At 58.2% G+C, this 18436-nt stretch carries 21 protein-coding genes; 8 read left to right on the top strand and 13 right to left on the bottom strand.

From position 1 onward, the window contains the following. Positions 1–20 precede the first annotated feature (20 nt). From SIB58_RS16210 to SIB58_RS16195, 4 genes are all read right to left on the bottom strand, one after another. Entirely contained in the window at positions 21–617 is a 597-nt protein-coding gene (locus tag SIB58_RS16210; protein ID WP_197461549.1) for a hypothetical protein, read from the bottom strand. 35 nt (positions 618–652) lie between these two features. Further along, positions 653–1612, bottom strand: coding sequence for a pseudouridine synthase family protein (locus SIB58_RS16205; RefSeq protein ID WP_197461121.1), 960 nt, complete (start codon positions 1610–1612; stop codon positions 653–655). Beyond that, positions 1609–2316: a response regulator transcription factor gene (locus SIB58_RS16200; RefSeq protein WP_066909333.1), complete on the bottom strand. Its 708-nt coding sequence runs from the start codon at positions 2314–2316 to the stop codon at positions 1609–1611. The genes SIB58_RS16205 and SIB58_RS16200 overlap by 4 nt, the downstream gene beginning before the upstream one ends. Positions 2317–2427: 111 nt before the next feature. Then, a complete protein-coding gene (locus tag SIB58_RS16195) occupies positions 2428–2943 on the bottom strand; it encodes a hypothetical protein (protein WP_066909111.1) in 516 nt (171 codons plus the stop codon). On the opposite strand from SIB58_RS16195, the gene SIB58_RS16190 reads away from it, so the two are divergent. After that, the gene (locus SIB58_RS16190) at positions 2933–4144 is read left to right on the top strand and encodes a cysteine desulfurase family protein (RefSeq protein ID WP_082823346.1); all 1212 of its coding nucleotides are present in this window, start codon (positions 2933–2935) and stop codon (positions 4142–4144) included. The two genes, SIB58_RS16195 and SIB58_RS16190, sit on opposite strands and share 11 nt — an antisense overlap. A 77-nt stretch (positions 4145–4221) precedes the next feature. Further along, entirely contained in the window at positions 4222–4992 is a 771-nt protein-coding gene (locus SIB58_RS16185) for a hypothetical protein (protein ID WP_067326204.1), read from the top strand. Here the strand turns inward: SIB58_RS16185 and SIB58_RS16180 are convergent. Together SIB58_RS16180 and rsmH are read right to left on the bottom strand one after the other, a co-directional pair. After that, positions 4979–5527, bottom strand: a complete 549-nt coding sequence (locus SIB58_RS16180; protein ID WP_066909117.1) for a DUF456 domain-containing protein — start codon at positions 5525–5527, stop codon at positions 4979–4981. The two genes, SIB58_RS16185 and SIB58_RS16180, sit on opposite strands and share 14 nt — an antisense overlap. Next, positions 5524–6456, bottom strand: coding sequence for a 16S rRNA (cytosine(1402)-N(4))-methyltransferase RsmH (rsmH, locus tag SIB58_RS16175; protein ID WP_066909120.1), 933 nt, complete (start codon positions 6454–6456; stop codon positions 5524–5526). The genes SIB58_RS16180 and rsmH overlap by 4 nt, the downstream gene beginning before the upstream one ends. Positions 6457–6500: 44 nt before the next feature. Here rsmH and SIB58_RS16170 point away from each other — a divergent pair, with 44 nt between their 5' ends. Continuing rightward, positions 6501–7685 carry an NAD(P)H-quinone oxidoreductase subunit H gene (locus tag SIB58_RS16170; protein ID WP_066909123.1) on the top strand — a complete coding sequence of 395 codons (1185 nt, stop codon included), beginning with the start codon at positions 6501–6503 and terminating at the stop codon, positions 7683–7685. A gap of 34 nt (positions 7686–7719) precedes the next feature. On the opposite strand, the gene SIB58_RS16165 is transcribed toward SIB58_RS16170, so the two are convergent. Further along, entirely contained in the window at positions 7720–7866 is a 147-nt protein-coding gene (locus SIB58_RS16165; RefSeq protein WP_156486619.1) for a DUF6790 family protein, read from the bottom strand. A 141-nt stretch (positions 7867–8007) separates the two neighbouring features. On the opposite strand from SIB58_RS16165, the gene SIB58_RS16160 reads away from it, so the two are divergent. The 4 genes from SIB58_RS16160 (at position 8008) to SIB58_RS16145 (ending at position 9572) form a co-directional block, all read left to right on the top strand. Further along, the gene (locus tag SIB58_RS16160) at positions 8008–8256 is read left to right on the top strand and encodes a hypothetical protein (RefSeq protein WP_156486618.1); all 249 of its coding nucleotides are present in this window, start codon (positions 8008–8010) and stop codon (positions 8254–8256) included. Further along, complete coding sequence (locus SIB58_RS16155) at positions 8256–8711, top strand: acyl-CoA thioesterase (RefSeq protein WP_066909129.1); 456 nt, start codon at positions 8256–8258, stop codon at positions 8709–8711. The genes SIB58_RS16160 and SIB58_RS16155 overlap by 1 nt, the downstream gene beginning before the upstream one ends. Positions 8712–8909: 198 nt before the next feature. Beyond that, a complete protein-coding gene (locus SIB58_RS16150; protein WP_066909339.1) occupies positions 8910–9044 on the top strand; it encodes a photosystem II protein Y in 135 nt (44 codons plus the stop codon). Positions 9045–9191: 147 nt separating this feature from the next. Then, the gene (locus SIB58_RS16145) at positions 9192–9572 is read left to right on the top strand and encodes a ferredoxin (RefSeq protein WP_067326198.1); all 381 of its coding nucleotides are present in this window, start codon (positions 9192–9194) and stop codon (positions 9570–9572) included. Positions 9573–9577: 5 nt separating this feature from the next. Here the strand turns inward: SIB58_RS16145 and SIB58_RS16140 are convergent, their stop codons facing one another. The 4 genes from SIB58_RS16140 to menA form a co-directional block, all read right to left on the bottom strand. Next, positions 9578–10312, bottom strand: a complete 735-nt coding sequence (locus SIB58_RS16140) for a phycobilisome rod-core linker polypeptide (RefSeq protein WP_067326195.1) — start codon at positions 10310–10312, stop codon at positions 9578–9580. Between the two features lie 460 nt (positions 10313–10772). Continuing rightward, a complete protein-coding gene (locus SIB58_RS16135) occupies positions 10773–12038 on the bottom strand; it encodes an AMP-binding protein (protein WP_067326192.1) in 1266 nt (421 codons plus the stop codon). Further along, positions 12038–13015 carry an o-succinylbenzoate synthase gene (gene menC / locus SIB58_RS16130; RefSeq protein ID WP_067326189.1) on the bottom strand — a complete coding sequence of 326 codons (978 nt, stop codon included), beginning with the start codon at positions 13013–13015 and terminating at the stop codon, positions 12038–12040. The genes SIB58_RS16135 and menC overlap by 1 nt, the downstream gene beginning before the upstream one ends. Positions 13016–13019: 4 nt before the next feature. Then, a complete protein-coding gene (menA, locus tag SIB58_RS16125) occupies positions 13020–13985 on the bottom strand; it encodes a 2-carboxy-1,4-naphthoquinone phytyltransferase (protein ID WP_067326186.1) in 966 nt (321 codons plus the stop codon). A 69-nt stretch (positions 13986–14054) separates the two neighbouring features. Between menA and SIB58_RS16120 the strand changes: the two genes are divergently transcribed. Then, entirely contained in the window at positions 14055–15461 is a 1407-nt protein-coding gene (locus SIB58_RS16120) for an isochorismate synthase MenF (protein ID WP_066909147.1), read from the top strand. Here SIB58_RS16120 and SIB58_RS16115 read toward each other — a convergent pair. Together SIB58_RS16115 and gshB are read right to left on the bottom strand one after the other, a co-directional pair. Continuing rightward, on the bottom strand, positions 15447–17456 hold the full coding sequence (locus SIB58_RS16115) for a S9 family peptidase (protein WP_082823345.1): 2010 nt from the start codon (positions 17454–17456) through the stop codon (positions 15447–15449). The two genes, SIB58_RS16120 and SIB58_RS16115, sit on opposite strands and share 15 nt — an antisense overlap. Before the next feature lie 36 nt (positions 17457–17492). Further along, entirely contained in the window at positions 17493–18416 is a 924-nt protein-coding gene (gene gshB, locus SIB58_RS16110) for a glutathione synthase (RefSeq protein ID WP_066909150.1), read from the bottom strand. Positions 18417–18436 lie beyond the last annotated feature (20 nt).

The following is an 18436-nucleotide window of genomic DNA, read 5'->3' as shown; positions in this document are numbered from 1 at the left end:
AGGCCATGGCTCGAGGCCCATCAGGAAGAGACCTGACTCTGCAGCTTGAGCAGCGCGTAGGGAGGGGTGGCACTGACAAAGTCAGCCGACCCCACATAGCCACTGAAAGCGCCTCCCTGACCGATCAGGGTCGCACCGTGATTACTGGGGAAGAGAGCTCCAAGCGGCAGTTTCATGGATCCTGATTCCAGACTTGGTGTCACACCGGCACTGAGCTGAAGCGAGCCAAGAGAGCGGGTCTGGATGTTGCCGTCCTTGAAGGTCAGGGTTCCCTGGGCATGAGTCAGAAACACGGTTTCGCCGTCATGGACTCGTCGTTCGACCACCTCTTCGAGCCCATAGAACGAACCGTTCGGCTGTTCACAGCTCTGCACAGCTCCACCCAGCCGGGCCACGGCCAATTTGTAGCTGACCGAATCCCCCACCGACAGGACTGAATCACGATTGGCATCGATGAAGGTGCCTGACTTCACGTTGCAGAACAACACCTTGAGCTGTTTGGACTGCCGTTGATCAGCCCCGGAGCCGCCGGTGGAACAGCCCGCCAGCAGACACAGCAGCGACCCAAAAACAACTGCGGAAACCGACCTCGGCATGGCATCAACGTCTGAACTCACTCGATGCTGACAACGCATGGTGAATCTGAGCTGCATCAGAACGTTGATGGCGGCTCACAACAGAGATGCAGATCATTCAGCTGCAGACGCCAGGCATGAAGGAGATAACCCCCGTCTCCTGGAGTGGCCAGATCGCTGATGCGCTGGTCGTTGAGGTAAAGCGGATCACCGAGCAGGGGAGACCCCAGTTGCGCGAGATGAATGCGGATCTGGTGAGGTCGTCCCGTTGTGATCGCCACCTGCAGACGGTCTCCCTGCGGACAGCGGTCCAGCAGCTTCAGTTCACTGTGGGCTGTTCGTCGTCGCCGGATCAACCCATCCGATTGGGGCAGCGGCCCCCAGACCCAGCCCAGCAAGGCATGGGGCCGCTCAACCACATCCGTCTTCACCACAAGAGACTTGCCGAACTCGAGCCCTGCAACACGCTGTGACCAGGCCTGATAGAGCTTGCGGGTTCCTGAAGCAGGCTGAAAAGATCGCGAGAGGGCGGCTCTGGTGCTCGGCTGGCGTGCACAGACCTGCAGTCCGGAGGTGAAGCGACCAAGACGATGCACGGGCTTGGGAACCAGGGGCTCACCCAGCAGCCGACTGCGCTGATCCAACAGCGTCGCCAGCGTGTGCTGCAGAAAGCCTCCACCCGGCATCACCGGCAGTCCGGAGGGTTTGTTGATCACCAGCAGATCCCCATCGTCATGTTCCACCGACCAGCTGTCGGGGATCGCTGGCTCGATCCATCCAGGACGGTGCCAGAGCAGCTCTGCCTGGGCGGGCAGCGGTCGATCCTTAAACAGAAGCTTTCCGTTGAGTCGGATTTCACCCGCTGCGATTCGGCCAAGCCAGACGTTTTCGCAGGAGTGGGGATAACGTTCGGCCAGCAGCGCACTGATCAGAGTTCCTTGGTTACCAAGGTGCGTGATGTCCCTGTACGTCCATCCCTGATTGAGTGCTGCTGCACGCCAACCCTCAGGCAAAGGCTCTGCCTGTTGGCAGGTCACTCCACCAGACGATGCTGCAAGGCGTAACGCACCAGCTCGGTTCTGCTGGATGTACCGGTTTTGATGAACAGCCTGCTCACATATTTCTCCACATTGCGGATTGATGTCTCCAACTGGCGGGCGATTTCCTTGTTCATCAACCCTTCCGCCACCAGTTGCAGAACACTGGATTCCCTGGGCGTGAAATTGTGCTGCACAGGCTCGCTGGAAGGCAGTGCCTCCGCCTGGGCGAGCAGAGAGCGAATCTCAGTGATCTGTTTCGCCATCTGCCCCATGTCAGCATCTGCGAAGCGGGCTGCTTCCTGCAGCAGCCGCTGCTGACGCTGGGCCACATTGCTCACGCGCGCCACCAGCTCATCCGGGTCAAAGGGTTTGGGGATGTAATCGTCCACACCCGCCAGATAGCCCTGGGTGCGATCCGCCGTCATGCCCTTGGCCGTGAGGAAAATCACAGGGGTGCCACCCAGGCGCTCATCAGCTCTGAGCTTGTTGAGCAGCCCGTAGCCGTCGAGCCTGGGCATCATCACGTCGCTGATCACCACATCCGGCAGCATCTGCTGCGCCTTGGCGAAACCATCCTCACCATCAACAGCAGTCGTGACATCAAACCCCTCATCCTCGAGGTAGGCCTGCACGGCTGAACGTAGTCCAGGTTCATCATCCACCAGCAGCAGGCGAACTGTTGGCTGTTCTGAACGAGCCAGCTGTTCTGATTGGGTTGGCTGTTCAGTCTTAGAGGACTGCTCGGGCTGAGAGGGTTGTTCGGGCTGGGAGGTTGTCAAGGCCTGACCTCATCTGGCCGGAATCTAGGGGCGTCAGGGCACAGGCAACCGCAACACTTCCTGGGATTCGATCAACTCAGTGGAATAACCGAGCTCTCTGGCCTTGTCCGAGAGACCTCCTGGATCCTGGCCAGCGAGGTCGGGATGACAAGCCGCCCACCAGACCAGATGGTCTTCGCGCGTGGACGCACGCCTGGTCCCCCCTGGGTTGAGCTTGCGTACATAAATGGCTTCGCTGTCCCTCGTGACCCGCAACGGCTCTTCGCGACTGCAGTTCACCGATTCGGAGGGAATCACAAGATTGTCGGCGGATTCCTGCCACAGCTTGAACCTGCGTATTTCAGGATCAGCAGGGTCTCCCGAAACCGCAAAGATCCCCAACGTGTACTCCTCGGCCCCCTCGCTCTGATCGAGGACCACCAGATCAACCGGACGCATCGCCTTCATCTGCTCAAGCAGCTGTTCCCGATTCACGGCCTCAGCAACAGCTGGCTGAAAAGCAGCTGACGCAACCAGGCCCAAACTGAAGATCCAACGGATGGAGTGCATCGCGACAATCCGAGAGTCACACCATGCTGACCCCACACACCCTCCTAAGCGCAGTGAAGTTGTGATCAACCTCGATCACCAGGCCACCACACCCTGTCACCCCTCTGTGATCCAGGCGATGGAGCCCTGGTGGCGAGAGCAATGGGGCAATCCGTCGAGCCGCCAACATCGGCTTGGCCTGACAGCCGCAGCTGCAATCGGCTCAGCCAGAGAGAGGCTTGCGGGCAGCCTGGGCATCAGATCCGATGAACTGATCTTCACCAGTGGTGCCACCGAAGCCAACAATCTGGCGCTGCTGGGCCACGCCAGGGCCAGGGCACTGTCCGACGGTGGACCAGGGCATCTGATCAGCGTGGCCAGTGAGCATCACGCGGTGCTCGACCCTCTGCTGCAGCTGAAGCAGGAGGGATTTCAGATCACGCTGCTGACTCCGCAAACGAACGGACTGATCAAGCGGGAACAGCTGGAACAGGCCATTCAGACCAACACCCAGCTGATCAGCGTAATGGTGGCCAACAACGAGATCGGTGTGATCCAACCGATCCGGGAACTCAGCGCCCTCTGCAGCAACAACGGCATCACCATGCACACCGATGCGGCCCAGGCCTACGGGCATCTTCCGCTGGATGCCGAAGAGCTGGGATGTGCGCTGATCAGTCTCAGCGCACACAAATTCAATGGCCCGAAAGGCATCGGTGCCCTTGTGGTCAGGAGTGGCACAGAGCTGCAACCGCTGCAGTGGGGTGGAGGACAAGAGCAGGGCCTGCGGGCGGGAACCTTGCCAGTGCCGCTAATCATGGGCATGGCTGCGGCAGCCGAGCTGTCAATTCAAGACCTGGAAGAACGTCAGGCTCGGCTCCAGGCCTTGAGGAATCAGCTGTGGACGGATCTCAAAGATCAGAATCCAACAATCCAGCTCAACGGCACGCTGCAACCGCGACTGGCCCACAACCTCAACATCACTGTTCCCAATGTCTCAGGCAGCCGCCTGCAACGGACTCTGCGGCCAAGACTGGCCTGCAGCAGCGGTTCTGCCTGCAGTCGTGGTGAGCCATCTCACGTTTTGCAATCCATTGGCCGAAGCCGTGTCGAGGCGGAAGGATCATTGAGGCTGAGCCTCGGACGCGACACAACAGCCAAGGACATTGACGGAGCCATCGAGGTAATCACATCCGCAATCAGGACATTGACTCAGCACTGAAACCAAAAGACGCATGACACAACCTCTGGAAAAAAGTGTCCGGGAAGCTACCTTCCGCGCAAGTTCCAGAGTGATTCATGACTGAGACACCGGCCAACCAGCCGCTACATGTGCTTCAAGCCATCGAAGACGGATGGAATGCCTTCGCAAAGGCTCCCTGGACTTTCCTGCTCTTTCAAGCACTTGTTGCTGTCATCGCCCTGCCTTTCGCAGCTTTGACAGCAGTTTGCTCAGCACGAATCGCGTCTGTTCCAGGCATCCCTGATATCCATCCTGTAGGTGCTGGGATACTGCTGGTCGTGGGCCTTGTTGGCTACATCATTGTGGTTCTTTGGGGGGTCGTGGGACTGATCCGCGGCTCCTGGCAATGCCTTGAAGGAGTCAAACCCGATTTCAATACTTTTACACGCTGGGATGGCGAAGCCACAGGTCGCTTATTCATCAGAGCGATTGAACTTTTCGTCCTCTTTGCCGTGATCGGCTTGATCTGCTCCCTTGTTGGATTTGGGCTTATGCAAATCAACCAGGCACTCGCCATTATCCCGCTGATCATTGCTCTTGTTTTCTTCATTTACCTCTCCATCAATCAGAAGTTCCTCCCCTTTATCGCTCTGTTTAAAAACAACGGCACCTTTGAAGCCATTCAGACAGGACGCTCCGTTGTTGATCCTTCTTGGTGGACAGTTCTCTGGTTCTTCATCGTCGAAGCGATCATTAATGCAATCGCCGCCGCATTCCAGTACGGGGGATTGTTTGTCGTCGTGCCCGTCCTGATCTGCATCTCCACTGCTGCCTATCGCCAACTGTTTGGGAGCGAAGATCAGACAGGTTTGATTAGTGGAAACTGAGAATCACAAAACCGGCAAGACCGAACAGAGCTATCAAAAACTGGGCAATCTTGCTGATCAACAGGCCAGCCACCACCGCAAGACCAACGACTGATCCCTGGCGCAACGCCTCAAGCCACCCCAGATTCCGGGGTGGCTTTGTTGTGAACCAGGTTTCAACCAGGGTTGCTCCCAGCCATGGACCAAACAAAGCCCCCAGAAGCGGCCCTCCAAACGGGAGTGCCGGCAGCAGGCCCAGCACGCCAACGAGCAAACCCACACCAGCTCCCGCCGCAGACCAGCGGCTGGCCTGCAGACGTGCAGATGCGAGACCCAGAGCCAGCAGATCCGCGATGAGACCCAACCCGAAAAGCACTGTCGCCAGGATGAACTCAGGCCATGCCTGAGCCCAGCCAACAGCCCCCATCCAGACAAGAGCTCCCACCGGCAACCAAATCAGACCTGGAAGAAGGGGTAAGAACGTGCCAGGAATCGCCAGAAGCTGAACCAGCAGGGCAATCCACCACACGCCATCGGGAGTCCAGAACCAGCTCATGCCTCAGACCTCGTCTCAGTCGGGCGGCGTCGGGCAATTCTCAGCTTGGCGCTGCGACTGCGCGGATTGGATTGCTGCTCAGCCGCGTCAGCTCTCAGCGGCTTGCGAGTGACGCGCTGCAGGCGCTCGTCGCTGACAAAGGCGGTCTTCACGCGCCGGTCCTCGAGCGAATGGAAACTGATGATTGCCAGCAGACCATCGGGCTGGAGCCAGTCAGGGGCTTGTTGCAACAAGCGGTCCAGAACAGCAAGCTCATCATTGACCGCGACCCGCAGGGCCTGAAAGGTGCGCGTGGCGGGATGAATGCGACCCCGGCGGGCCTTGGGTGGATAACAGCCAGCGACTGCATAGGCCAGCGCGGCCGTACCGGTATAGGCGCCGTTGGCGTCCAGATCAGCTTTGATCCTGCGTGCAATCCGCCGTGACAAGCGTTCCTCGCCGTAGGCATAGATCAGATCCGCCAAGGCCGACTCGTCCAGCCTTGTGATCAGCTCAGCGGCAGTTTCTCCTCCCCCGGCTGGATTCATCCGCATGTCGAGGGGACCATCCAGCCGAAAGCTGAATCCCCGCTGGGCCACATCCAGCTGAGGGCTGCTCACGCCAAGATCAACCAGGACCAATGCAGCCGGGTGAGGAGGGATGTAATCAGCGAAATTGGTCGCCACGATCGTGACGCGATCTGCGTAGTGCTTAAGCCGCTCGGCTGCTGCCAGACGCGCGGTTTCATCGTGGTCAAGCCCGATCAGTCGCAGCTGCGGATAACGCTCCATCAGCAGACCGCTGTGGCCGCCTCCACCCAGCGTTGCATCAATCAACACCCCAGATTGCCTGTGATCACTGAACTCGGTGGCCAGCGTCTGCATCAACGGTTCAGCCAGAACCGGCACATGCATGAAGCCCAGGGCGTGGCTGGATGGCAGATCGGGCATGGGTCCTTCCTAAGATCCCGAAACAAATGTTCTGCCACGGCCCCATGACGCAGCTGGAAACGCGCACGGAGCCGATGGTGGTCAACTTTGGCCCCCACCATCCCTCAATGCATGGGGTGTTGCGCCTTGTGGTGACTCTCGATGGAGAGGATGTGGTGGATTGCGAGCCCGTGATCGGCTACCTCCATCGCGGTATGGAGAAGATCGCCGAGAACCGAACAAATGTCATGTTCGTGCCTTACGTGAGCCGCATGGATTATGCAGCGGGCATGTTCTACGAAGCGATTGTCGTCAACGCCCCTGAAAGGCTGGCGAATATTTCTGTGCCCAAGCGAGCGAGTTACATCCGGGTTCTGATGCTGGAGCTCAATCGCATCGCCAATCATTTGCTTTGGCTGGGACCCTTTCTTGCTGATGTCGGGGCCCAGACCCCGTTTTTCTACATTTTCCGTGAACGGGAGATGATCTATGACCTCTGGGAGGCGGCCACAGGGCAGCGCCTGATCAACAACAACTACTTCCGTATCGGCGGTGTGGCAGCCGATCTACCTTGGGGGTGGCTTGAAAAATGTCGCGATTTCTGTGACTGGTTCGGCCCCAAGATCGATGAATACGAAAAGCTGATCACCAACAACCCGATCTTCCGTCGACGCATTGAAGGTCTAGGAGTGATCGGCAAGGAAGAAGCAATCAATTGGAGCCTTTCCGGCCCGATGCTGAGGGCTTCCGGGGTGGCCTGGGACCTGCGCAAGGTTGACCACTACGAGTGCTACGACGACTTCGACTGGGATGTGGTCTGGGAGAAAGAGGGCGACTGCTTCGCCCGTTACAGGGTTCGTGTCGAGGAAATGCGCCAGTCCCTCAAGATTCTTCGCCAGGCCTGCGACATGATTCCCGGTGGCCCGACGGAAAACCTGGAAGCCAAACGCATGGCCGAAGGCAAAGACAGCGATTTCGCCGGCTTCGAGTACCAGTATGTGGCCAAGAAGGTGGCACCAACATTCAAGATCCCCAACGGCGAGCTCTACACCCGACTGGAATCCGGGAAGGGCGAGATCGGGGTCTTCATTCAGGGAAACAACGACGTGACACCCTGGCGTTTCAAGATCCGTGCCGCAGACAGCAACAACCTGCAGATCCTTCCTCACATCCTCAAGGGACACAAGGTGGCAGACATCATGGCGATCCTCGGCTCCATCGACGTGATCATGGGATCGGTCGATCGTTGATCAGCTCAGCCGCCGGCGTTCACCTCGACTGCATCTAGACCAGGAGAAGTGCCAGCAAAGGAGTCAGCAGATCGCCATACAGCCCGGTGCAGGCATTGGAGGGAGCCTTGTTCTGATCCGCCACAAGCGAAACCACGTCACCGGTCCCGTCAGCGAAGACCCAACTTGCAGAGGCCACCATGCTCGCAAGAAGATCATCATTTTGCGATACGGGAAGCTGCTGAAACCGAGAATCCGATCGTGAGATTGGCGTAGGCCACTTCGTACTGAAAAGAACTACGGGCCAGACAACCTGTTCTGCAAGGAATGACCCGAAGACAAGATGCATGATGAATCCAGAGACACCACCCACACCAAGAACCCAGAACGCGATCCAAGGCAAGAAGGCTTCCGACCAACGGCTGAGTGGCCATTGCTGCCGTGTTTACAAGGCGCCCAGCAACAACGCCAAAAGCAGGGTCTACATGCCGATATCAGCCAACAAAACATGCACCAATCCCTTGATCATCTCCGACCACTCACTGATATCCAGGTGAGCTGTGCTGCCCAGAGCGACCAGATCATCCGCTGATGGCGAAGCCCACCTGGCTCAACCTCAGCAGAACCGTTCGCTTCGGCGATACGGATGCCGCTGGGGTCATGCATTTTCATCAGCTGTTGCGCTGGTGCCATGAGGCATGGGAAGAGAGCCTGGAGCTCTATGGAATTGAAGCCCAAACAGTGTTTCCAGGTTGTCGCGATCAGGAATGCTGGCCAGACACTGCACTCCCTGTGGTGCATTGCAGCGCCAGCTTCAAAAAGGCGGTGCATGGTGGAGATCGGCTCGTCGTAAGACTGACTCCACAACGGATTGATCAGGGATGTTTTGAAGTTCGCAGCCAATTTCTGCTGAACGAACAGGAAGTCGCCAATGGCTTGATCAGACAGCTGGCCATCAATGTGCCAACGCGGCGACGCTGCCCGTTACCCGATGCAATCTCACGCTGGCTCGAGGCTGCAGAAATCGGACAAATCAAAGAACTCTGAGCCCACAACTCAGCCAACCTCCAAACCGGGACAGTGTCGGATCGACGGCAGCCCCCGAAAGCCGTTAGCAGCACAATTGCGACATCGACAAGTTCAAGAATCAGCTCACACATCAGGCATCTGCAACGCAGGCAGCCGTCAAAGAACACTGAAAATATTTGCACCAAAGCTAATTTGTGGGTCATTTTCCAAATTCCAATGGATTTGAGAATTCTGTTTGTGGCCTTGCCTATTCTTCTTGCCCTGAGCTGGGCAGCTTTCAACATTGGCAGAGCCGCAACCAGCCAACTACAAGTTGCGATTAAGCAATACAAAATCAACCAAACATCCTGAGAAATATTCCTCAATCCCATTCAATTACATCATTCGTCACCTCTTTAACAATTGATGTTGTCCTGCAGCAATTTAAAAGTCTCAAGGCTCAACACTGAGCAGAGATTGCCAGGCTTCTCGATTCGCAAGTGATACCAGCTCTCCACAATGTTCGACACCTCTGCGGCATTTACAGCATCTTCAGACGCTGAAACGACGTTTGACACTTCGGCTGCATTCACCGCACCGTCTCACAACATCACGTCACCTTCAGGCCTGGAACCCTGCCTCGGCGGCGAACTGAGATTGCAGGCCATCTGGGTCGATGAAAAAGTGTGCGTCGGATGTCGATATTGTGCCCACGTGGCAACGAACACCTTCCTGATGGATCAGGACACGGGAAAGTGCAGAGCAATTCGCCAAGACGGTGATTCAACCATGGTGATCAACGAAGCTATTGACACCTGTCCAGTGGACTGCATCCATTGGATAAGCTTCGAAGAATTGATTGAAAAGAAAAAGGAAGAAATAGCTAGAGCTGCCTATTAAACAGCTCAGCCCACCACAAAAACACTAGTAAAGACTTTCACAATTCCAACAACAATCAATCCTGAAAGAATCACGAAGGATGGGATAATATAACGGAACGCCTTATCCGAGGGTCTCTCATACAACACTTTCTCTGCGAACGACTTTGTAGGACCGAAATTCAGGTGATCTTCAATTGACATCATCATGTCGTTTGAAGTCAACTTCTCTTGCCAATCGTAGGAGTATCGCGGGAATTCCTGATAAACAGGGGCTTCACCAACAGCTCGGCCGGGCAAAACTCTTGACATCTCAAGAGGCACACTGTCGTAGCCAAACCTCTGCATGTACTCCTCACTGTTGAGGACCAGGTCAACAAAAGCCTCGAATCCCTTTTCGGCAATGACGATCGAATAAGTTAACTTTTCGGTGTTATCTTTCACCTTGCGACCTAAAGCCCTGCCGATGACCTGCTCGACAAGGCGATAATTACTATTACAAGCAACATAACCCCGCAAAAAACGGTCCGAAAGCAACAGACCGCGGATGAAATCTCTTACCGTAATTGAACCATTTCTAAGCTGAGACTCAAGATAGCGATCTCTGTCGCTACTCATTGCATGAAAATAGATCTGGCGATAACAACGGTTAATTACGTCGCCAGCGTTATCAACAACATCCCCTTCCATGGAGGGAGCAGCAATTGTGCTCACACGAATATTTTGAGAAGCAGGTCGAAAGGGCCGAAGGGGAACTGGCAACGAAGAAACCCAGCAAAACTCAGAAAATTACACTAAGAGTTTGCCGATATGCCAGCGGGAAAAACCGCAAACTAATTCACAATTCAGGCGCCAAAACAGGGGGGTGAAATTAATTTGATACGCGCATCTGTGGCAAAGAGAACGTTGCCTTTTGCTGCTTTCTTCTTACGCGCGAATACGCCGGGCAAGGTCAAGGCATCAGCCAAAGGCACTCGAGCAGATCACTGTCCAGACCTGGGCGATTCTCGCCATCACGTCAAACGGCTTAACAGACAGATTCATCGGCCATTCGGTTGAGCGCACCATTTATCCCAACTTCACAAACATCCCAGTCTCCGGTGGATAAAATGGAACAGATCTGCCTCAAGATTGACAGTGAGAATGCAACTAAGCAGGAAGGAAGTTCATCTCAGTGCAAATCCTTGCGGATGAATCTGGGATGAATCACTTCGGCACGGATTCAGAACAGCTGAGCTGATGACTGAGCTGATTGTTGAGCTGTCAACCAGTTCTGCCATCGCGGACGCTCCCACTTCCCTGCTGCAGAGCATTGCAACTCCTGGCACTGAACCCAGTAGAGAGGGCGTTCCGGTGCGGGCCAGTCGGACACCAATCTGTGCAAGCGGTCCCAACCGTCCGACGGCTCGTGCTCCGACGACCAGCGAACAAGAGCCACCAGTCGATGTCCCCATTCACGGTTCACCACCCCGAGCAACAGCACGGCATCGAGCGGCAACCCTTGCTTGCGGGCCTCCATCAGCAGTCTTTGCTCAAGTTGTGAAGGGAACACCGTGACCCCACCGGACTGGATGGCGTGATCGATTCGCCCCAAGAGATGCAGCTGGGGATCAGATGGTGAGCCTTCAAGTTCCGCCAGATCAGCTGAATGCCACCAACCGTCCCCATCCGACAGTGCACAGAGCACCCCTGCATCATCCAGCCTGGCCACAGCCAACCGATTGCAGTGCACCGCCAGAGCGCCCTGCTGATTCACTCGCAGACGAACACCGTCAAGGGGGCGACCACAACCACCCATCCCCGCCAGAAAATCAAGCGGAGCCTGGGCCGTCACCATGGCGGCCGTCTCCGTCGCGCCGTAACAGGGGGAAAGCCTGATGCCCAGGTCGCGGGATTGATCGGCCAGCTCATCTGGCAATGCTGCACCCCCAACCCAGATCAGAGCCATCTCACATAACCAGGCGCGACCACAGGGTTCGGCCAGCAGCCGACGTAGTTGGGTGGGCACCAGCGACAGCACCATCGGCCGCTGTTGCCAGCCTGGATGGCAACGGCTGTGTTTAAGAAGTTGCGCCGGCTGTTTAATCAGAGCGGGCGAGATCCAGGCGTGATCTGCGCCCCACTGACGGGCACGCCACCAGGGCATCAGACCGCTCACGTGCTGAAACGGCAGGGGGTTCCAAACCAGAGTTGAGGCTGGATCCAAGCCGATCGTCTTCAGCCACGATCCGCAGGCCCGGGCAGAACGATCCAGATTCGACAGGGGATGGAGGCAGAGCTGTCGTCCGCCGCTGCTTCCACCTGTTGAGAGCACCAGCCCTGGTCCAGGCGGCCAATCCAGGCCATCAGCATCCAGGACTTGCCGCTCAGGCTGAACTCCGGAACCGATCAGACGCACCCAAACCTGATCGGCCAGGGCCAGCTCGAGAGCAGCAGCAGCCTGACCAGGCTGAGCAGGGTCACAGTGCAGATCCCTCAGGCCAACCATCAGCGGCCCAACTCAGCGGCAGCCCACACCTGCGAAGGATCAGAGCTGAACAGGCGACCTTCAGGACACCAACCTGGCGCCAGCCCGGGAGCCACGGGAGTAGGACCTCGCTGCTGAAGCCCTGCCATTAACGCCAGCCAGCGGAAGCCGATACCGGTTTCGAAAACAGTGCTGAGCATCAGCCGCGGCCGGCCTTCCTGCAACTGGCGCAGCAGAAGTCGAGGATCTCCCTCCAGCAGGGGTCGCCTCACCTGCCAACCCTGCCACTGCTCCCGCAGAGCAGGCTGCTTCAGCAACGACTCATCCAGAGCGACCGGCACACGCTTCGCCAAATCCCCCAGGCCTTGAAGATCGTCCACTGCCAGTGGCTGCTCCAGCCAATCCAGACGGGGATCACCCTCCAGCACTCCAGCCCATCGATCCGCCTCAGACCGATCCCAGCCGGCATTGGCGTCCAGGCGCAGACGCGCCTCCGGTGGAAGACGGTCCAGAAGCCTGGAGAGCAATGACCATTCCAGATCTGCATCCATTGCGGCCACCTTCCACTTCACAGTGATGGGATGCCCGACTGGATGAGTCGCTAGCAGCTGGTCCAGCGTCGTAAGCATGGCCGGACCAGCGGGCAAAAGACAGGCCGAGCTCGGAGCAGGAAGCCATGCCTGAACAAGGCCATCCAGCTCTGCCAACGCAGCGCCGAGCGCAAAGGCGACTTCAGCCGGCAGCTTCGGCAGAAGAGCCTCAAGCTGGTCCCGCTTGCACTCCATATCCACAGAGTTCTGCCATTGCGACAAAGCCCGCACACAGGCCGGACGGTCTGCTGGATCGAGCGGAGCTACCTCCCCCCATCCCACGCGGCCGGAGATCGCACAGGTCAGACGCAGCAACCAACCCTCACGCTGCTGCCAAGCGCCAGAAGCGGTTCTCAGCGGACGCGACAGGGAATAGGCATAGGAGCGGATCGCCAGTTGCAGCGCCATTCACTTAACCCGGCAGCAGAACAGGGGAGCCAAACCATGGCCCCAGGCCCAGACCAATACTCAGACCGAGGCCATTCAGTGCCTGGAATCGCAATGCGAGGAACTTGCTGCCAGTGATGCGTTCAGGCTCGTCATGATGCCAGCGAAGCAAGTGAATCAACGCTGAGGCCGCAGGTAACCCCAGGGCTCCGAGAAGTGCGGTAGGTGGCCAATCGCCATGCAGCACGGGGGTCCACTCCAGGGCAAGAGTCCCAGCAACGAACCACGGCACCAGAGACGCCGCCCGCGCAGTCCCCATGCGTACAACAGGAGACTGCTTTCCGTGTGCCGCATCCTGCTCGACCTGATGAAAATGCGAGCAGAACAACACCAGCGTGGTTGCCAGAGCAGGGCCGGAGCCGAGGAGCAGGGCGGTGTCCCAGGGCACGACATCCGTTGAAGGGGCGATGACCAACAACGCAGCTGCCGTGGCGAAAGGGCCAAAAGCGAGCCAACACAGTGGTTCACCCAGCCCCTGGTACCCGAGACGGAAGGGAGGTCCTTGGTACAGGTACCCGAGACCACAGCTCACCAGCGCCAGCACCAGCACCGCAAGACTGCTCCTCAGCGCAATCCACAGCATCAGGATCAGTCCCGTCAGCAACGCAAGCATGGCCAGCTGCTGAACAGGACGAGGCCTTCCGACCAGCGCCACAACCGAATGGGGCTTGCCCTGGTCATCAACCCCGGTCTCGGCATCAAAGAGGTCGTTGCTGAGGTTCTCCCAGATCAACAGCAGCACGGCTGCCAACAGAAAAACGAAGCCCTGGGCCCAGCGCACCGGCAAGCCTGCCCCCAGGCGCCATCCAGCCGCAAGCAGCACGGGCATCACCGCAACGGAGTACATCGGCCACTTGATCGCTGCCTTCCAAAGACGCCGGCGGTCGTTGGCGCGGGAGTGAAGGGTTACAACAGCCTTTCGATCTGGCATGGACTGGACTCGTGGAGCCCGCTTCAAGACTCATACATTTGAGCAGTAATCCATCGTCCTGCCGTCAAGATGTCGGCCGCGCACCACGACAGTTCACCTGCTGTGCACTTCAGCGAACTGCTGGAGCGTGCACTATGCGCGTGGGATCAGCGCCTGGCCGACGACGGAGTTTTTGGCTTAGCAATGCCATTGCAGGGGCTGGATCCACTGCTCCAGCTCGCTGATCTCGAGGATACTGACCCGTTCCGCTTTCTCTGGGATGGAGCGCCAGGCCTTTGTCTTGCAGCAGCGGGCCGCTGCCATCACCTGGAGCTATCAGGTCCCCGACGTTTCGAACTGGCACAACGTTTCAGTGACATCACACTCGGACGCATCCTGGAGGGCACGCCCGAGGCACCCGCTCAGGCCCGCTCGCGCATCCTGCTGGCCTTCTCCTTTTTTGAGCAGACCGGTGAGCTCCAGCCCCAGGGGAGCATGCCCTCGGTCCAGGCCGTTCTGCCCCGCTGGCAACTGAGTCGTCATGGACGGCAAGGCTGGCTGCGTCTGCACGGCATCGCCCAACAGGCGAGTGATGTGCGCTCACTGACGGAGTCGCTCTGGTTGATGGCGGAAAAGCTGCAGTCTTGGAGGAGTTGGCCCAGCAAGGCCTCGGGCAACCTGAGCGGCAGGATCACTCCCGGCGACTGGGAGCGGCGCTACACCACGGCGCTTCAGCGCGGTCTGGAACTGGTGAATGGTGGTGAACTGCACAAGCTTGTTCTGGCCGTACGCCACTCGGTGAGCCTGACCTCAACTCTGGACCCGGTGCTGTTGCTGAAACGGCTGCGCCACCAACAGGCAGGCAGCTGCCGGTTCCTCTGGCAGCGCAACCAGCAAGACAGCTTCTTCGGCGCCTCGCCTGAGCGACTGCTGAGCCTGCGCAACGGGCAACTGCGTTGCGATGCGCTTGCCGGCACTGCCGGTCGCAACGACCACGCCACCTCCCTGCTCAACTCCGACAAGGACCGACGCGAGCATGAACTGGTGGTGCAGGCGATCACAGACCATCTCAGCGCCCAGGGACTGCAGCCACGGCGCCCGCGCAGTCCACAACTGGCCAGACACGGCCAACTGATCCATTTGCACACCCCGATCACGACTCCAGCTCCAGGCCAATCCCCCCTTGCTCTGGCTGGAGTGCTCCATCCCACCCCGGCTGTGGCAGGCCTGCCCAGACGAGAGGCCATGAACTGGTTGCGCAGCCTTGAGCCGTTCGATCGCGATGGCTATGCAGCACCGATCGGCTGGATCGACAGTGCTGGCGATGCGGAACTGCGTGTGGCCATCCGCTGCGGCCATGCCCGCGGAACCCAGCTCGACCTCACGGCCGGAGCTGGACTGGTGCGCGGATCCGTGGCCGAACGGGAGCTCCAGGAAGTGGGGCTCAAGCTCACCGTCCTTGCCGATCAGCTGGATCTGGTGTCAGGGGGTCGGTAAGGAGCGCAGTCGCCAATCCATTGATGACTGCTTGAGCACATCACCGAAGGGCTCCACACGCCCGCCGATGTGTTGTTGGAGAAAGTGCTCCTCTAACGCTGCCCAGGCCAACGCATTACGGGGATTGGCCCAGCCATGCCCCTCATCCGGAAACACAACAAAATCGATCGGTAGTTTGCGAGACGTCATTGCAGCTGCGATGGATTCACTCTCCTGCAAGCTGACCCGCGGATCATTGGCACCGTGACCCAACAGAAGGGGGCGTTGAATCTGATCCACATGATTGATCGGAGAAATAGCATCGAGGTCCACACTGCCGACACCAATCATGCGTTCAAAATTGATGCGAACCGCTGCCCAATAAGGAGGAATCGCTTCCAACAATGTGCGCAGATTGGAGGGTCCGACTTCTGAAACGGCTGCGGCAAACAGCGATGGATCACGGGTCAATCCCGCCAAAGCTGCATAGCCGCCATAGGACGCGCCTTTGATCACCACTTTGTCAGGGTCTGCAATGCCCTGATCCACCGCCCAGCGAACGGCGTCGACCAGATCGTCCTGCATCCGGGCGTACCACTCACCTTCTCCTGCCAGCAGGTGCTCCTTTCCGAAGCCAGTGCTGCCGCGATAGTTCACACTCATCACATGATAGCCCCGATTGGCTAGCCACTGATGGGTGCGATTCAATCCCCAGTAATCTCTGGCCTGAGGTCCACCATGCACGACCAGAACAAGGGGCTGCGGCCCATCACTGGCGAGGGGAGTGCGCGTTAAATAAGCAGGAAGCCGCCTGCCATCACGGGCCTTGAGGTCGAGGCTTTCCATCGACGCCAGGTCATAATCGTCCAGTTTTGGCTGAACTGAAAACAACAGCTGATGCTGGCGGCGATCCCGATCCCAGAGCCAGATTTGCTCGCCCTGACGATCGGAAGCGACCAAAACCAGCCAGAGGCGATCCTTCCTGTCGCGATCGACAACCGAGAACTCATTGGAGCCCGCCAAACGTTCCAAGGCGTCGTAATCGGAGCGCAGCGAAGGATCCAAAATGAAACGCTCACTGCGCAGATCCGTTTCGACCAGCACCGTGGGCACGCCAGTCTCGATCGCGCTCATCCCGATACCCAACGATCCACTCGTTGAACGGTGCACGACTTCAAAACGACAGTCGGTCGTGCAGCTCTCCAGCTCCTGACGACTCCAACGCACCAGACGAGGTTTGTCTTCCCCCGTGCTCAGTTGCCCATACAGCCACTGACCATCACGGGTGAACCCTGCCAGCCCAGACAAGCGGGCATCTTCAAAATCGAATTTGAGAAAGGGGCGCCACTGCTTCTCACCAGGCAAGCGAAGCTCATAAGCCTGGCCGCCATTGGCCAATGCTTCGGTGCGCAGATAGGGATGCCACTCACCATTGAGGCGATCCACTTGAACGGGTCGACCATCGTCAACTTGATAGAGCAGTTCGCGCTCACCACTTGCAATGTCGAGCACATAAAGATCGTGATAGCGAGGATCCCGATCATTGAGGCCAACCACCAATTCGCCCGGCACATCGCGATCTGATGCACTGACAATCGCCAAGACACCAGATGGTGGCGTGAGATCAACCGTATCCCCTGTGCTTGGGTCAATTCGGACCAGCACAGTGTTTTCATCCCCTTGTGCATCTCTGCTAGAAATCAGAAATCGCCCATCAGGTGTCCATCCGGCACTCTGTTGCGGCCGATCCGTCTTCCGGGTCAGCAGACGGGGCTGTTCACGCCCATCAAGATCACGGACCCAGAGATTGAGGACTCCTCGGTAAGGAGCGAGGTACGCGATACGGGTTCCATCGGGGCTGAGTTCAACCCCGGCGATCTCCGGGTTACCGAACAACACCTCACGCGGAATCAGCGGCGGCGTGGAGCTGGCATCCATAGCGCGACTGGAGATCGTGAGGCTTCCCGCCAGGCCCACCAACAGAGCGGTTCCCCAGCGCAGTCCTTTTTTCAGCAAAACCTTTCCTGATCGTTAGACCCCAATGTTGATCGCTCAAAGCAGGTCGCGCAGACATGCGATGACCTGATCGGCCAGGGGCTGATCCATCAACCGTTCCACCTCACGAATACCGGTGGGACTGGTGACGTTGATCTCGCTGAGCATGCCGCCGATCACATCGATGCCGACAAAGAACAGACCCTCGGCCCTCAGAGCGGGCGCAAGGGCCGCACAGATCTGTCGTTCACGCTCAGTGAGCTCGGTGGCTTCAGCCTGACCACCAACCGCCAGATTGCTGCGGAATTCTCCAGCGGCTGGCCTGCGGTTGATGGCACCCAGCGGCTCACCATCCACCAACAGGATGCGCTTGTCGCCCTCGCTCACCGAAGGAAGAAAACACTGAGCCATCACAGGCAGTCGTTCCTGCTCCGTGACCAACTCCAATAGGGCCTTCAGGCCTGGCGCCTGGGAGGACACACGGATCACCCCCAGCCCTGCACGGCCTCCCAGAGGTTTGAGCACGATGTCGCTGTGCGCTTGGGCGAAGGACTTGAGCTCACTCACCCTCCCGGAGACAAGGGTGGGAGCCATCCATCGACTGAAACGCAGAGCCCCGAGCTTTTCATTCCAAGTGCGCAGCGAGTCGGGGCGGTTGAGAACACGAACACCGGCCCGCTCTGCGACATCAAGAAGATGGGTGGCATAGAGATAGGCCTCATCAACCGGTGGATCCTTCCGCATCCAGATCACCTGGAATGTGGCCAGCGGCAGTCTTTCAGGCTCCCCGGCAGTGATCCAAGGCTCAGGTTGAACCGGCATGGCCATCGCCAGAGGTTCATCACCCAGAGCGATGAGATCCGCAGGAGTGCAGGCCCAAACCTCCAGCGCCGCTCGACTGGCGGCCTGCATCAATGCAGCGGTGGAATCTTTGGCTGGGTTGATCCGATCCAACGGATCCAGCACGAACAGATGACGCATGGACAGCGGGCGCGAGAGGG

The sequence above is a fragment of the Synechococcus sp. MIT S9504 genome, assembly GCF_047497135.1.
Taxonomy (GTDB): Bacteria; Cyanobacteriota; Cyanobacteriia; order PCC-6307; family Cyanobiaceae; genus Synechococcus_C.
This window is presented reverse-complemented; position numbering and strand designations above follow the sequence as displayed.